Below are 14870 nucleotides of genomic sequence, written 5' to 3'. Positions count from 1 at the left end.
CAGATGAATCCGTAGGGAGTTGAAATCATGGCCCCGAGCGCCATGAGCCGTCAGGCAAACTGGACCAAGTCCCTCTCCGAAGCACAGCCGGTCCCGTACTGGCTGGAAGACCCCGGCAAGCCCCACCCCGAGCCCGCGCTGACCGGCGCCGACACCTGCGACCTGCTGGTCGTCGGCGGCGGCTACAGCGGACTGTGGACCGCGCTCAACGCCAAGGAGCGCGATCCCGGGCGCGATGTGGTCCTGCTGGAAGGCCACGAGGTGGGCTGGGCCGCCTCGGGCCGCAACGGCGGCTTCTGCGCCGCCTCCCTCACCCACGGGCTGCCCAACGGCCTCGCCCGCTGGCCCGAGGAGATCCACCGTCTGCAGGAGCTGGGCCGGCGCAACCTCGACGAGATCGAGGCCGCCGTCGCCCGGCACGGCATCGACTGCGAGTTCGAACGCACCGGCGAGATCGACGTCGCGACCGAGACCTACCAGGCCTCGGCGCTGCGCGACTGGCACCGGGAACTGGAGCGGCAGGGCCTCGCGGACGGCATCGAGTTCCTCGACGCCGACGCGGTGCGCGAGCAGGTCGCCTCGCCCACCTTCGAGGCGGGCCTGTACGACCGTCACGGCGTGGCCATGCTGCACCCGGCCAAGCTCGCCTGGGGCCTCAAGCAGGCCTGCCTCGCGCTCGGCGTCCGGGTGTACGAGCACACACCCGCCCTCGCCCTGCGGGTGTACGGCGCCGGCATGGCCGTCCGCACCCCGTACGGCTCGGTCCGCGCCCGGCAGGTCGCGCTCGCCACCAACATCTTCCCGAACCTGATCAAGCGGGTCCGCGCCTACACCGTGCCGGTCTACGACTACGCCCTGATGACCGAGCCGCTCACCGCCGAGCAGCTGGGCGCGATCGGCTGGAAGAACCGGCAGGGTCTCGGCGACTCCGCCAACCAGTTCCACTACTTCCGCCTCTCGGCCGACAACCGCATCCTGTGGGGCGGTTACGACGCCGTCCACCACTACGGCGGCCGGGTGCGCCGTGAGTACGACGACCGCCCGGAGACCTACGCCAAGCTCGCCGAGCACTTCTTCACCTGCTTCCCGCAGCTGGAGGGCGTCCGCTTCACACACGCCTGGGGCGGGGCCATCGACACCTGCTCCCGCTTCTCCGCGTTCTTCGGCACCGCGCACCAGGGGAAGGTCGCGTACGCGGCGGGCTACACCGGCCTCGGCGTCGGCGCCACCCGCTTCGGGGCCGACGTGATGCTGGACCTGCTGGCCGGGGAGGAGACCGAGCGCACCCGGCTCGAGATGGTCCGCAAGAAGCCGCTGCCGTTCCCGCCCGAGCCGTTCGCCTGGACCGGCATCGCGCTCACCAAGTGGTCGCTGGCCCGCGCCGACGCCCATGGCGGCCGCCGCAACCTGTGGCTGCGGACGATGGACCGGCTCGGGCTCGGCTTCGACAGCTGAGCCCGGCGAAGTGTGATCCGGTCCGCGCGGCGCGTCCGCGGGCCCGAGGGCGACCTCAGGCGGTGGGCGGTGGGGGTGAACCTCGGCGCGTGCTCCAGGTGAGCAGCACTCCCAGTGCCGTCAGCAGGACGGTGGCCAGGCACCAGCTGGCCACCACGTCCAGCGGCCAGTGCCAGCCGCGGCGGACCAGACCGTAGGAGACGCCGAGGACGAGTGCCGCGCAGCCGGCGGCGGCGGCCCGGCGGGCGGCGGCGGAGACGAGCCAGGGGAGAAGGAGCAGCGTCGCGGAGCCGTACGCGATCGCCGCCGTCGCCGTGTGGCCGGAGGGGAAGTAACCGACCGCCGGGGGCACCACCGGAGTGCCCGGGCGGGCGGTCCAGTCCTTGAGCGGCACGATGATCGCCGGGACCAGGGCCATCAGGACGGCGGCGGCCGTGGGCGGCAGCCACCAGCGGTCTGTACCGGCGGCACGGCCGCGCCAGGCGGCGTAGCCGATGACGAGCACCAGGACCGGGACCGCGATCTGCACGTTCCCGAGGTCGGCGAGAAGTTCGGAGAACCGGTCCGGGTGGACGAGTGCGCTGCTCAGGCGGCTGTCCAGGCGGAGCAGCGGGCCGTGGGCCACGACCTGCCAGGTGATCAGCGCGAACAGGAGGGCCGGCAGGCCCAGCAGTCCCAGAAGTCCCATGAGGGGAAAACGGAGGAAGGAGGTCGGCCGCCCCGGAACAGGGGGGGTGGTTCCGGGGCGGCCGTCCGGATCGGAATGCCGCGCGCCCCGGGGGGTTTGGGGCGGGCGACTGTCCGATCGGTGAGGAGATCCGGGGCCGGAGGCACCGGTTGTGTGCGCGAGGGCACGACCAGGTCGAAGCTGGGGAGGCCCCGTCCTGAAATCGCCCACAGTCCCCTGTGGGCGAGGTGTATCTCTCATCCGGGTAGAACCTACGGCAGGGGCCGGTGCGGCGACAGGCGGAATCGCGTCCCGCCATGCACCTCGCACACCTTCTTCACACGGCCTGCCGAGCGCCGCCCCGGCCCCCCACAGCACGCCAGGTGGGAGGGGTGGGGCGGTGGTGACACACGGGTTCGGGATCCGCTGTGCCGACTGCGGGAAGCCGATGGCTCAGATCCGCGCGAAGACCTGCTCGACGATGTCGAGGCCCTCGTTGAGGAGGTCCTCGCCGATGACGAGCGGAGGCAGGAAGCGGATCACGTTGCCGTAGGTGCCACAGGTCAGGACCAGCAGTCCCTCCTGGTGGCAGGCCTTGGCGAGGGCCGCGGTGGCCTCCGGGTTCGGCTCCTTGGTGGCGCGGTCCTTGACCAGCTCGATGGCGATCATCGCGCCCCGGCCGCGGACGTCGCCGATGATGTCGAACTTCTCGGCCATGGCGGCGAGGCGGGGCTTCATGATCGCCTCGATCTGCCGGGCCTTGGCGTTGAGGTCGAGCTCCTTCATGGTCTCGATGGCCCCGAGCGCACCGGCGCAGGCGACCGGGTTGCCGCCGTAGGTACCGCCGAGGCCGCCGGCGTGCGCGGCGTCCATGATCTCGGCGCGGCCGGTCACGGCGGCGAGCGGGAGACCGCCCGCTATGCCCTTGGCCGTGGTGATCAGGTCCGGGACGATGCCCTCGTCCTCACACGCGAACCACTGACCCGTACGGCAGAAGCCGGACTGGATCTCGTCCGCGACGAAGACGATCCCGTTGTCGGCGGCGAACTGCCGGATCGCCGGCAGGAAGCCCTTGGCCGGCTCGATGAAGCCGCCCTCGCCGAGCACCGGCTCGATGATGACCGCGGCGACGTTCTCGGCGCCGACCTGCTTGCTGATCTGGTCGATGGCCTGCTTGGCGGCCTCGGGACCGGCGTTCTCCGGGCCGGTCGGCCAGCGGTAGGCGTAGGCGACCGGGACGCGGTACACCTCGGGGGCGAACGGACCGAAGCCGTGCTTGTACGGCATGTTCTTGGCGGTCAGCGCCATCGTGAGGTTGGTCCGCCCGTGGTAGCCGTGGTCGAACACGACGACGGCCTGGCGCTTGGTGTAGGCGCGGGCGATCTTCACGGCGTTCTCGACGGCCTCGGCGCCGGAGTTGAACAGCGCGGACTTCTTGGCGTGGTCACCCGGGGTGAGCTCCGCGAGGGCCTCGGCGACCGCCACGTAGCCCTCGTACGGGGTGACCATGAAACAGGTGTGGGTGAAGTCGGCCAGCTGGGCGCTCGCCCGGCGTACGACGGCCTCGGCGGAGGCGCCTACGGAGGTCACGGCGATGCCGGAACCGAAGTCGATGAGGCGGTTGCCGTCGACGTCCTCGATGATGCCGCCGCCCGCGCGCGCGGTGAAGACGGGCAGCACCGAGCCCACCCCCTGCGCCACCGCGGCGAGACGGCGGGACTGCAGCTCCTGCGACTTCGGGCCGGGGATGGCGGTGACGACGCGGCGCTCCTGCGGAAGTGCGGTCATGGGGGCTCCCTGATGAGTGGTGCGAACCGATGCGTGCCGGGCGCGTTCCGTTCGGTTGCTCCGGTGGTGCGTTTTCGGACGCTTTCCTTCTTTCTTCGCAGGCTAGGGCTGGCTGTGAGAGGTGGGCATGCTCCATGTGGGCGTTGTCGGGGAGCGTTGTTGTCCGTGATGGACATAGTGGGGCCGGGTGCCCGGTGTCCGGCCCGCACCGCTCCTCGGCCGCGTAAGCGGTGAACTCCCCTTGTAAGGGCGTTAGATTGGCCGCTGACGGTGGACGGAACGGCTGGTCAGGGAGCGAGAGCGATGGACAGCGACGGGACGCGGGACACGCGGCGTACGCATGCGAATCCTGTGCCGCGACCGGCGGGGCCACGGGACGCGGACGCGACGCCCTCCGAGGCACCCGCGATGCCGGTCGAGGCGCCCGCGATGCCCCCGCGCCCGACGGCACCGCCGACGGTGCCGCCGCTGCCGGACGGCTCGGCCTTCCTGACCTGGCTGCGGGCACCCAGGCCGGAGGCGGCGCCGGGGGTGTGGCGGATCGGGTACCGGCCGCGGGCGGAACGGGAGCCGGAGGAACTGCCCACACGGCAACTGCTGAGTGGCGCCCTGATCGCCTTCCTGGTGGGCTGGCTGGTGTGGTCCCTGCTCACGCACGGCTATCTGGGCGCGTGGTGGGGGCTGCCGCTCCAGCTGCTTCTCCCCGCCTCATGGCAGGGCCAGAACGCCACGATCTCACCGACCGCGAGCCGTTTCATCTACGAGGGATACACCTATCTGGTCGCCCTCACCATCATGCTCGTGGTGGGCAGGCTCGGCCGCTGGGGCGAGGTGTGGCGGCGGTTCGTGGCGCCTCGGTTCAGGCCCGCGCTGTCCCGGCAGGAGGCCCCGGCCCCGGAGGAGGACCCCGCTCAGTGGCCCCACCTCCGTGCCGCCGGAGCGCCCGAGGCCGCCGACCGGCTGGCCGGGGAGGCGCGGAGCGGGCTGATGCGGGACGTGGACCACGCCCGGATCGCCCGCGCCTGGCAGGGCGTACGGAGCGGCCGGCACAGCATGGCCGGCTTCACCGCCGCCGTGGTCAAGGACGGCGCCGCCGCCTGCCCGCACCCCTCCGGCGAACGCGACCTGCCCGCCCGGCACGCCCGCCACGACCTGGTCACCGGCCAGGTCCGGCTCGGCACCACGGCCGACGACCCCCGCAACCCCTACCAGTACCGGGGTGCCGGCCTCGCCCTCGGCCCCGAACTGCTCGGCACCTCCCTGCTCGCCGTCGGCCCGGCCGGCAGCGGCAAGACCGGCAGCCTGGTCCGCCCGCTCGCCGAGTCACTCTGCCTGCACGCCCTGGCAGGCCGCGCCTGTGTGGTCGTCGTCGGCGCGGCCGGCGCAGGCCTCGGACCCGCCGACGCCTACGACGTCGTCGTCCGTGTCGCCCACCCCGAGTCCGTCTACGACCTCGACCTGTACGGCGGCACCACCGACCCCGACGAGGCCGCCGCCATACTCGCCGAGGCCCTCGTCGGCGACCTCGCCGACCCGCACCCCGGCAGCGACAGCCGCCGCTCCACCACCGTCCTCGCGCAGCTGATCGGCCCGTTCAAGGCGGTCCACGGCCGCTTCCCCGCCATCCCCGAACTGCGCCGGCTCCTCGACGGCGACCCCGGCCCGCTCGCCGCGCTCCGCACGCGGCTGACCGAGACCGGTCACGAGTCGCTGCTGCGCGAACTCGACGCGCGCGAACGCCAGATGGGACAGCCGGGAGACGTCGGCGCGGTCCTGGCCGACCGCATCGCCCTCCTGGACCGCCCGGCCTTCGCCGGCTTCTTCGACACCTCCGGCCAGTCCCGCCCCTTCTCCCTCAAGGCCCTCGACCACCCGGTGCGGGTCCGCATCGACCTGCCCGAGCGCGGCCACGCGGACGCCTCCCGCATCCTGGCCCGCCTGGTGCTCGCCCAGTTCACCGCGAGCGTGTCGGTACGGGAGGACCGCTCGCTCTTCTCCTGCCTGCTCCTGGACGACGCGACGGGCGTGGTGACCCCGGAGGCGGTCCGCGCCATCCAGCGCCTGCGCTCCGCCAACGCCGGCATCGCGCTGACCCTGCGCACCCTGGACGACGTACCCCGCCCGCTCCGCGGCCCGCTCCTGGGCGCCACCGGCTGCAGGATGGCCTTCGCCGGACTCACCCCCTGGGACGGGCAGGACTTCGCCGAGGTCTGGGGCAAGGAGTGGATTGAGGCCCGGGACGTCACCGACCGCCAGATCATCGCGGAGACTCCGGCGGGCAAGGCGCTGCACGTCGTGCGCCGGGTGATCACCGGCAAGGCGCCCACGGCGCGGGCGGTCACCGTCCGGCAGGTGGAGCGCGAGCGCTGGTCGGCCTCCGAGCTCGCCCACGGCGTACCACCGGGCCACGCGGTCCTCTCCCTGACGACGGTCAAGGGCGAGCACGCGCCCCCGCTGCTGGTGGACCTCAGGAGCGGCGGCCGCCTCTGAACACCGGGCCACACGTGACCGTACAGTGAGGCAGAATCGACAGAGACCGTTCATACGAGACGGCCAAAGCACGCTGCCCCGGCCATGACGCCCACGGCGCCTGCGACGCTCACGACCGAAGAGAAGATCTGACGGCCTCATGCCACCGACGCTCGCCTCGCTCGTCCACCACTCCGCGCTCAAACTGACCGTGCGCGCGGGCGAGGACCGCCTCGACGTGCCCGTGCGCTGGGCCCATGTCAGCGAACTCGCCGATCCCGTGCCCTACATGGAGGGCGGGGAACTGCTCCTGATCACCGCGCTGAAACTGGACGCGGAGGATCCGCAGGCGATGCGCAAGTACGTGAAGCGCCTGGTGGGAGCCGGTGTGGTGGGCCTCGGCTTCGCCGTGGGGGTCAATTACGACGAGATTCCCAAGGCCCTGGTCGACGCGGCGGAACGCGAAGGACTGCCCCTGCTGGAGGTACCGCGCCGCACCCCCTTCCTCGCCATCAGCAAGGCGGTCTCGGCGGCGATCGCGGCCGACCAGTACCGGGCGGTGACGGCGGGCTTCGCCGCCCAGCGCGAACTGACCAGGCAGGCGCTGAACGCCGGCCCGGAGGGGCTGCTCACCGCGCTCGCGGCACAGGTGGACGGCTGGGCGGCGCTGTACGACGCGTCCGGCGCGGTCGTCGCGACGGCACCGGAGTGGGCGGGCCGCCGGGCGGCCCGCCTGACGGCGGAGGTGGAGCGCCTGCGGGAGCGCCCGGCACCGGCGTCCTCGGTGGTCGGCGGCCCCGACAACGAGGACCGGGTGGAACTCCACTCGCTCGGCACCGGCCGCCGCCCGCGAGCGGCCCTGGCGGTCGGCACCGCGTCGGCGCTCGGCACGGCGGAGCGCTACGCCGTCCACTCCGCCATCGCGCTGCTCACCCTCACGACGGAACGCTCCCGCTCCCTCCACGCGGCCGAGCAGCGGGTCGGGGCGGCGGTGCTGCGCATGCTGCTCGCCGGCCAGCCGGACCACGCGCGCGCGGTCGCCGGTGACCTGTACGGCCGCCTGCTCGACGCCCCGTTCCGGATGATCGTCGCGGACGCGGGAGGCGAACTGCTGGCCGGTCTCGTGGAGGCGGTGGAGTCGGCCGCGGCCCGTGCCGGGGAGGCCGTGCTGGTGGTGCCCGAGGGGGAGCGGCTGGTGGTGCTGGCCGCGGACGGCGGTGCGGCGGTCACGGCGTGCGTCGAGTACGCGGCCGCCCGGGAAGCGGCGCGGGCGGCGCGGGAGCAGGCGGCAGCGGACGCCGACGACCTGGTCGTCGGCCTCTCCGCCCCGTCCGGCCCGATCGCCGCGGCGGCCGCCTACAAACAGGCCGAGCAGGCGCTGTCCGTGGCCCGGCGCAGGGGCCGGATCCTGGTCGAGCACGATCAGCTGGCGTCGGGCTCGGTCCTTCCCCTGCTCGCCGACGACGCGGTGAAGGCGTTCGCCGACGGCCTGCTGAGGCCGTTGTACGAGCACGACGCGACCGGCAGGGGAGACCTGGTCGCCTCCCTGCGGGCATGGCTCTCCCGGCACGGCCAGTGGGACGCGGCGGCGGCCGACCTCGGGGTCCACCGCCACACGCTCCGCTACCGGATGCGGCGGGTCGAGGAGATCCTCGGCCGGTCCCTGGACGACCCCGACGTCCGCATGGAGCTGTGGCTGGCCCTCAAGGCGACATCGGCGGAGTAACACCGATCTGCCGGTCTCTGGGCAATGTTTCCGGCCATGACGGGCATACCGGGGACGCTGGCCGCGGCCGTCCGCCAGGTGCAGTCCTGATCCGCTTCCCGCCGAACTGCGGTCGCCGTTCCCCACCACGCCAAACCGGCGTAGCGCCGCCCCGCACCCGTACGGCTCGGACAAAAGCTCCCCGGCGGCTCCCGCCCTACCGTTGAGCCGAACACCAAGGACAGCACACCCGAAACACGGAAGGGCCGGGACCCACATGACTTCCACCACCGCCTTCTGGCTCGCCGGCCGCCAGGTCACCGGCGAGGCCACCTTCGACGTCACCAGCCCGTGGGACGCCCGTCTCGTCGGCAAGGTCAGCGTGCCCACCGACGCCCAGGTCGAGGAAGCCGTCGCCGCCGCGTACGCCGTACGGGACGAGTTCGCGGCCACCCCGGCCCACGTACGCGCCGCCGCCCTCGACCACGTCAGCCGCCGTCTCGCCGAGCGCACCGAGGAGATAGCCCGGCTGATCTCCGCCGAGAACGGCAAGCCGATCAAGTGGGCCCGCGGGGAAGTCGGGCGCGCCGTGTCCGTGTTCCGGTTCGCGGCCGAGGAAGCCCGCCGCTTCAACGGCGGCGAGGCCCAGCGCCTCGACACCGACCTCGGCGGCCAGGGCCGCCTCGCGCTCACCCGCCGGTTCCCGAAGGGCGTCGTCCTCGGCATCGCGCCCTTCAACTTCCCCCTCAACCTGTGCGCCCACAAGATCGCCCCGGCGATCGCGGCCGGTGTGCCGATCATCCTGAAGCCGGCCCCGGCCACGCCCCTGTCCGGCCTGATCATCGGCGACCTGCTGGCCGAGACCACCGGTCTCCCGGCCGGCTCCTGGTCGATCCTCCCGGTCGCCAACGACAAGATGGCCGCCCTCGTCCAGGACGAGCGCCTCCCGGTCATCTCCTTCACCGGTTCCGAGAAGGTCGGCTACTCGATCATGGACTCGGTGCCCCGCAAGCACTGCACCCTGGAGCTCGGCGGCAACGGCGCGGCCGTCGTCCTCGGCGACTACGCGAGCGACGCCGACCTCGACTGGGCCGCCACCCGCATCGCGACCTTCTCCAACTACCAGGGCGGCCAGTCCTGCATCTCCGTGCAGCGGGTCATCGCCGATGCCGCCGTCTACGACCGGCTGCTGCCGCGCATCGTCGCCGCCGTCGAGGCCCAGGTCACCGGTGACCCCGCCGACGACAGGACCGACGTCGGCCCGCTGGTCAGCGAGGCGGCGGCGGAGCGGGTCGAGGCGTGGGTGAAGGAGGCCGTCGAGGCCGGCGCCACCCTGGTCACCGGCGGCGACCGCGACGGCGCCAGCTACGCGCCGACCGTCCTCACCGACGTCCCCGAGGACACCACCATCTCCTGCGAGGAGATCTTCGGACCCGTCCTGACGGTGCAGAAGGTGCACGGCGAGGCCGAGGCCTTCGCCGCCGTCAACGCTTCCAAGTACGGCCTCCAGGCGGGCGTGTTCACCCACGACCTCCAGCTCGCCTTCCGCGCCCACCGCGCCCTTGAGGTCGGCGGTGTCGTGATCGGCGACGTCCCCTCCTACCGCGCCGACCAGATGCCGTACGGCGGCGTGAAGCAGTCCGGCGTCGGCCGCGAGGGCGTCAGGTTCGCGATGGACGACTACACCTACGAGCGCGTCCTGGTCCTCACCGGCCTCGCCCTGTGACCTGCCACGGACAGGTCTGAGCGCGCCGGGACGGCCGCGGCCCGCTGTGCGGGGGCCGCGGCCGTTCTCCGGTCGAGGGGCGCTGTCTTGACGCAGGGGCCCGGCACCGGATGCCGTCCGGTGCCGGGCCCCTGCCTCGTGCCGGCCGCTCCGGACCCTCAGCCGGAGAAGCCGACGTGCGCGAGCCGCAGCGGGCCGCGCAGTCCGACGCGGACGTTCTGGACGCCCTCGGCGACGATGCCGGCGGTGAGTGAGGTGTACGTGTACCGATCCGGCGTCGGCTCGGCGAGCGTCAGCACCGCCGGCGACGGGCCGCCGTCCAGGGAGAACTCCAGCGTGCCCGAACCCGCCACTGCCACGGTCACCGTCGTGACCCCCGTGCCGAAGTCGCAGCTCCGGTAGACGAGTTCACCCCGGTCGCCGTCCGCAGGGGTGACCGCGTCGCCCTCGGTTCTCGTGCGGTCCACGATCGCGATGCCCGACTGCTCGTCGAAGCTTGCCGCCGCCAGGCCGTGTCCGGCGGCGCGCCGCGGCGCCGCCGGCTCGCCCTGGAGGACCACGGTCGTACGCAGCCGGACGTCCTCGCAGGACGCGCCGACCAGCACGTCGTACGGGCCGGGCTCCAGGCGCCGGCCGTCCCGCGTCACGTCCCAGAACTCGAAGGCGGAGAGGGGAACTTCGAAGGTCAGGCCGGTCCGCTCGCCGGGGCGCAGGGTGAGCCGGCGGTGGGCGAGGAGTTCGCGGCGCGGGCGCGGCGCGGACGGTTCGACGGCCCGGGTGTAGAGCTGGGCCACCTCGTCCGCCGGTACGTCGCCGGTGTTGGCGACCGTGCAGGAGACGCGGAGCGTTCCGTCCGCCACCTCGGTCGCCAGGTCCGCGTAGGAGAAGGACGCGTAGGACAGGCCGTGGCCGAACGGGAAGAGCGGGGTGCCCTCGAAGTGGAGGTACGTCTGGCGGGCGCCCAGCACGTCGTAGTCGAGCAGGCCGGGCAGGTCGGCGTCGGAGGCGTACCAGGTCTGCGGGAGGCGGCCGGCCGGTGAGACGTCGCCGGCCAGCACCCGGGCGAGTGCGGTGCCGGCCGCCTGGCCGCCGTGGGCCGTCCAGAGCACGGCGGGCAGCCGGGCCACGTCCACCGCGTACGGGTACGACGACACCAGCGCCAGCACCGTGTCCGGGTTCGCGGCGCGGGCGGCACGCAGGAGGCGTTCCTGGTGCGGGGGCAGGGCCAGGGTCGTACGGTCCTCGGTCTCGCGGCCGTTGATGTGCGGATCGTTGCCCGCGACCACCACGACCACGTCGGCCGCGGCGGCCACCCTGGTCACGGCGTCCTCGCCCCGCTCGGCGATGACCAGTTCGAAGACCGAGGCGTTTTCCCCGGCTTCCTCGGCAACCCGCACGCCGTCGGCGGCGACCGAGACATGGCGACCCGTGCCGAGGTGCCTGAGGAGGTGACCGTTCTCGTGGGGTTCCAGGCGGAACGTCTCCTGGACGACCCAGCCGCCGGGCTGGTCCGCGGCGGCGCGGACGAAGCCGTCCTCGGCGACGGAGAGATAGCGGCCGTCCGGGGCGCGCAGCGTCAGCACCCCCTCGCCCCAGTCGGCGAGGGCGAGTTCGGTGCCGGTGGGGCCGGTGGTCAGCGGGGGCAGATCGGTGCGGCCCGCGAGCAGCGCCGGATCCAGCGCGCCCGCCGCGCCGCGCACCTCTTCGGCGGCCTCGGGGGCGGCCGGCACCTGGAGGAACGTGCCGTCCGCGAGCCTCAGCCGGATTCGGTCCACGCCCTCCGTGAACTCCACGCGCCCGGCGCCGAACCGCTCGTACAGGCCCTCCAGCGGGGTGGAGCGGTGGATCAGGGTGCCGCTGTACCAGTCGAGCTTGCACTCGTCGGCGAGCAGCCCGACCACGGCGATCCGGGCGTCGGGCGCGAGCGGCAGCAGGCCGCCGTCGTTCTTGAGCAGGACGACCGCCTGCTCGGCCGCCTCCTGGGCGAGCGCCCGGTGCGCCGGGGTGTCGAACTCGGCGGTGTCCGGGTGCGGGTCGTCGTCCGGGTCGAACTCGCCGAGGCGGAAACGGACCGAGAGCTGGCGGTGCACGGCCGTGTCGATGTCGGCCTCGGTCAGCAGGCCCCGTGCCAGCGCGCCCCGGATCCGGGCGACGACGACCGAACTGTCCGTGCCGTGGTCGGTGAAGCTGTCGACCCCGGCGAGGAGAGCGGCCGCCGTGGCCTCCTCGTGCGTGGCGAAGTAGTGCTCGTGATCGACCAGGTTGCTGGGCGCGCCGGCGTCCGAGCAGACCAGCAGCTCCTCGTCGGTCCAGGTGCGCAACTGCTCGCGCAGGTACGGGGAGACGTGGTTGGGGCGGCCGTTGACCAGGTTGTACGCGGGCATCACCCCGGCCACCGCGCCCGCCTCCACGGTCTCCCGGAAGGCACGCAGGTCGTACTCGTGCAGCACCCGCGGGCGCACCGAGGAGGAGGAAACGGCCCGGTCCGTCTCGTTGTTGTGGGCCAGCCAGTGCTTCAGGACGGGGGCCGTGCGCCAGTACACCGGGTGGTCGCCGCGCAGGCCGCGGGTGTAGGCGGTGGCGATGGCGGAGGTGAGCTTCGGGTCCTCGGAGTAGCCCTCCTCGTTGCGGCCCCAGAGCGGGTGGCGCAACAGGTTCACCGTCGGCGCCCAGACGTTGAGGCCGACCCGGTCGTCACGGGCCCGCATGGCCCGGACCTCCTTGGACACGGCCTCGCCGACCCGTCGTACCAGATCGGGGTTCCAGGTCGCGCCGAGCCCCACCGCCTGCGGGAACACCGTCGCGGGCCCCATCCAGGCCACCCCGTGCAGGGCCTCCTGGCCGGTGCGGAACGCGGCGATGCCCAGCCGCTCGACGGGCGGTGCGAACTGGTGCAGGAAGGCGACCTTCTCGTCCAGGGCGAGCCGCGCCAGCAGATCGTCGATGCGCTTCGCGAACGGCAGGTGCGGATCGCGGAAAGGCGGCGCGGGCGGCGTTTTTGCGGTCACGTGCGGTTCCCCTTGCGATGGAGCGGCGAGGCCTTTCGAAGCGCTTCGATGCTCATTGCGTACGGGGGTGGGTGTCAAGAGACGCTCCGTCATATTTCAAGTGGCGCATACGAACAGGTCATGGCTCGCACCTCGGAGGAATCTTGGGAGCGACCCTTGTGCACCCCTGGGTGTTCACTTAACCTCGCAGCAACATCGAAGCGCTTCGACTAGTCGAACAGCCGACCGCCCGGTTCCTCCCGGGGACGCGTGCACGGGTCGGAGCACCGCTTCAGCTCAGCCAGTTCCACTCAAGACACCGCAGCCGACGGCCACCGCCGGGTGTCCTGGTGCGCCATGAAGGGTTGACGCAATGACGCCGAACGCCGCTTCCGCCCCCTCCGGGCCGAGTCGGAGAAGTTTCCTCGCCTCCACGGCAGTCGCCACCGCAGCGGTGGCGGGCGGGATGCCGCTGCTCGCCGCCTGCGGGGCGTCGGACAGCGGATCGGGAGGGGGCTCCTCGTCGGGCAAGGACGCGAAGAAGCTGCTGCCGGCCTACGTCGCCAACAACGTGGTGGCCCCGGACATCCCGTCGAAGAACGGCTCGGCGCTCGGCTTCACCAGCAAGCTCGACCTGGCGACCCTGAAGACCTCGGTCCCGAAGAAGCTCGGCAAGGGCGGCAAGGTCACCATCATGTCGCCGTTCTGGGGCTCCCCGCCCAAGCAGGACAACCCGTACTACAACGCGATGAACGACATGATCGGCGTCGACGTCGAGTGGCAGAACCAGGACGGCAACACCTACGACCAGAAGCTCGGCGCGGTCCTCGCCTCCAGCGACGTCCCGGACGTCGTGGTCATCCCGAACTGGAACATGGGCGGCAAGATCCCCACCGCCATCATCAGCAAGTTCGCCGACCTGGGCCCGTACCTGTCGGGCGACAAGGTCAAGGAGTACCCGAACCTCGCCGCCGTGCCGACCGACGCCTGGCGGCGCTGCATCTTCGGCGGCAAGCTGCGCGGACTGCCGATGCCGGCGTCGTACGTGACCAACATCGTGCCCCTCTACCGCAAGGACATCTTCGACAAGGAGGGCTACGACGTCCCGCGCTCGGCCGCCGAGTTCCTCTCCCTGGCCAAGGAGATCACCGACGCCAAGGCCAAGCGCTGGGCCTGCATGGACATGAAGTGGACGGCCTGGCAGATGTTCAGCGTCCTGTCCGGCAGCGAGAAGCCGCTCGGCTGGAACCTCGTCGACGGCAAGCTGATCAACCGCATCGAGACCGACGAGTACCTCGAAGCGCTGGAGTGGACCCGCAAGCTCTTCGCCGCCGGGGTCGTGCACCCCGACGCCATGCTGGGCAAGAACGCCCCGGACCCGGGACCCAAGTTCGCCGCCGGCGAGTTCCTGATCTACCCCAACGACATCAGCCAGTGGTGGAGCCGCACCGCCGAACAGGCCACCAAGAACCCCGACTTCAGGATCTGGGGGATGGACGTCCACGGCCACGACGGCGGAAACCCGCAGGTCTGGGCCGAACAGCCGGCCGGCATCTTCGCCTTCGTCAACAAGAAGGCGTCGGAGTCCGTGATCCACGACGTGCTGGCCGTCGCCAACGTCACGGCCGCGCCGTACGGCACCAAGGAGTACATGGCCACCAACTACGGCGTCGAGGGCACCCACTACACCGTCAAGGACGGCGTGCCCACCAAGACCACCCGGGGCAACAACGAGGTCATCAACGCCTACGTCATGGTCGCGAGCCCCGCCGCCACCATCGCCCACCCCGACTTCCCCGACGTCGCCAAGGCCCAGGTGGAGTGGCAGCAGCGGATGGGCTCCTTCACCAGGAAGTCCAGCTTCTTCGGCCAGATGATCACCGAGCCGACCCGCTACACCAACCTCATGGACGACTTCGAGACCCTCGAGGACGACATCACCCGCGGCCGCAAGAAGATCAGCGACATGCAGCAGGCCGTCTCGGACTGGAAGAGCAGGGGCGGCGACAAGCTGCGCGACTGGTACCAGAAGCTGCTCGACGACAACGGTTCGGCGAGCTGACCGGGCACTGA

Annotated in this window: 8 protein-coding genes; 5 read left to right on the top strand and 3 right to left on the bottom strand. The window is 72.2% G+C overall.

Translation table 11 applies throughout. The features are described from left to right. The first annotated feature begins 27 nt into the window (after nt 1-27). Entirely contained in the window at nt 28-1455 is a 1428-nt protein-coding gene (locus tag LQ326_RS13575) for an NAD(P)/FAD-dependent oxidoreductase (protein ID WP_234536065.1), read from the top strand. A gap of 55 nt (nt 1456-1510) precedes the next feature. On the opposite strand, the gene LQ326_RS13570 is transcribed toward LQ326_RS13575, so the two are convergent. Both LQ326_RS13570 and gabT read right to left on the bottom strand, forming a co-directional pair. Further along, on the bottom strand, nt 1511-2353 hold the full coding sequence (locus LQ326_RS13570) for a phosphatase PAP2 family protein (protein ID WP_234536063.1): 843 nt from the start codon (nt 2351-2353) through the stop codon (nt 1511-1513). A gap of 222 nt (nt 2354-2575) precedes the next feature. Further along, complete coding sequence (gabT, locus tag LQ326_RS13565; RefSeq protein ID WP_234536061.1) at nt 2576-3910, bottom strand: 4-aminobutyrate--2-oxoglutarate transaminase; 1335 nt, start codon at nt 3908-3910, stop codon at nt 2576-2578. Between the two features lie 303 nt (nt 3911-4213). Here gabT and LQ326_RS13560 point away from each other — a divergent pair, with 303 nt between their 5' ends. The 3 genes from LQ326_RS13560 to LQ326_RS13550 all read left to right on the top strand — a co-directional run bounded on the left by LQ326_RS13560 (nt 4214) and on the right by LQ326_RS13550 (nt 9810). Continuing rightward, entirely contained in the window at nt 4214-6400 is a 2187-nt protein-coding gene (locus LQ326_RS13560; RefSeq protein WP_234536059.1) for an ATP-binding protein, read from the top strand. A 139-nt stretch (nt 6401-6539) separates the two neighbouring features. Next, nucleotides 6540-8105, top strand: a complete 1566-nt coding sequence (locus LQ326_RS13555; protein ID WP_234536057.1) for a PucR family transcriptional regulator — start codon at nt 6540-6542, stop codon at nt 8103-8105. A gap of 256 nt (nt 8106-8361) precedes the next feature. Continuing rightward, on the top strand, nt 8362-9810 hold the full coding sequence (locus LQ326_RS13550; protein ID WP_234536056.1) for an aldehyde dehydrogenase family protein: 1449 nt from the start codon (nt 8362-8364) through the stop codon (nt 9808-9810). Between the two features lie 158 nt (nt 9811-9968). Here the strand turns inward: LQ326_RS13550 and LQ326_RS13545 are convergent, their stop codons facing one another. Further along, the gene (locus LQ326_RS13545; protein ID WP_234536054.1) at nt 9969-12818 is read right to left on the bottom strand and encodes a beta-glucosidase family protein; all 2850 of its coding nucleotides are present in this window, start codon (nt 12816-12818) and stop codon (nt 9969-9971) included. A 352-nt stretch (nt 12819-13170) separates the two neighbouring features. Here LQ326_RS13545 and LQ326_RS13540 point away from each other — a divergent pair, with 352 nt between their 5' ends. Beyond that, entirely contained in the window at nt 13171-14859 is a 1689-nt protein-coding gene (locus LQ326_RS13540; RefSeq protein ID WP_234536052.1) for an extracellular solute-binding protein, read from the top strand. Nucleotides 14860-14870: the final 11 nt, after the last annotated feature.

This window comes from Streptomyces shenzhenensis (genome assembly GCF_021462265.1).
GTDB classification, from domain to species: Bacteria; Actinomycetota; Actinomycetes; order Streptomycetales; family Streptomycetaceae; genus Streptomyces; species Streptomyces shenzhenensis.
Note: the sequence above shows the minus strand (reverse complement) of the source record. Positions and strands in the feature narration are given on the sequence as shown.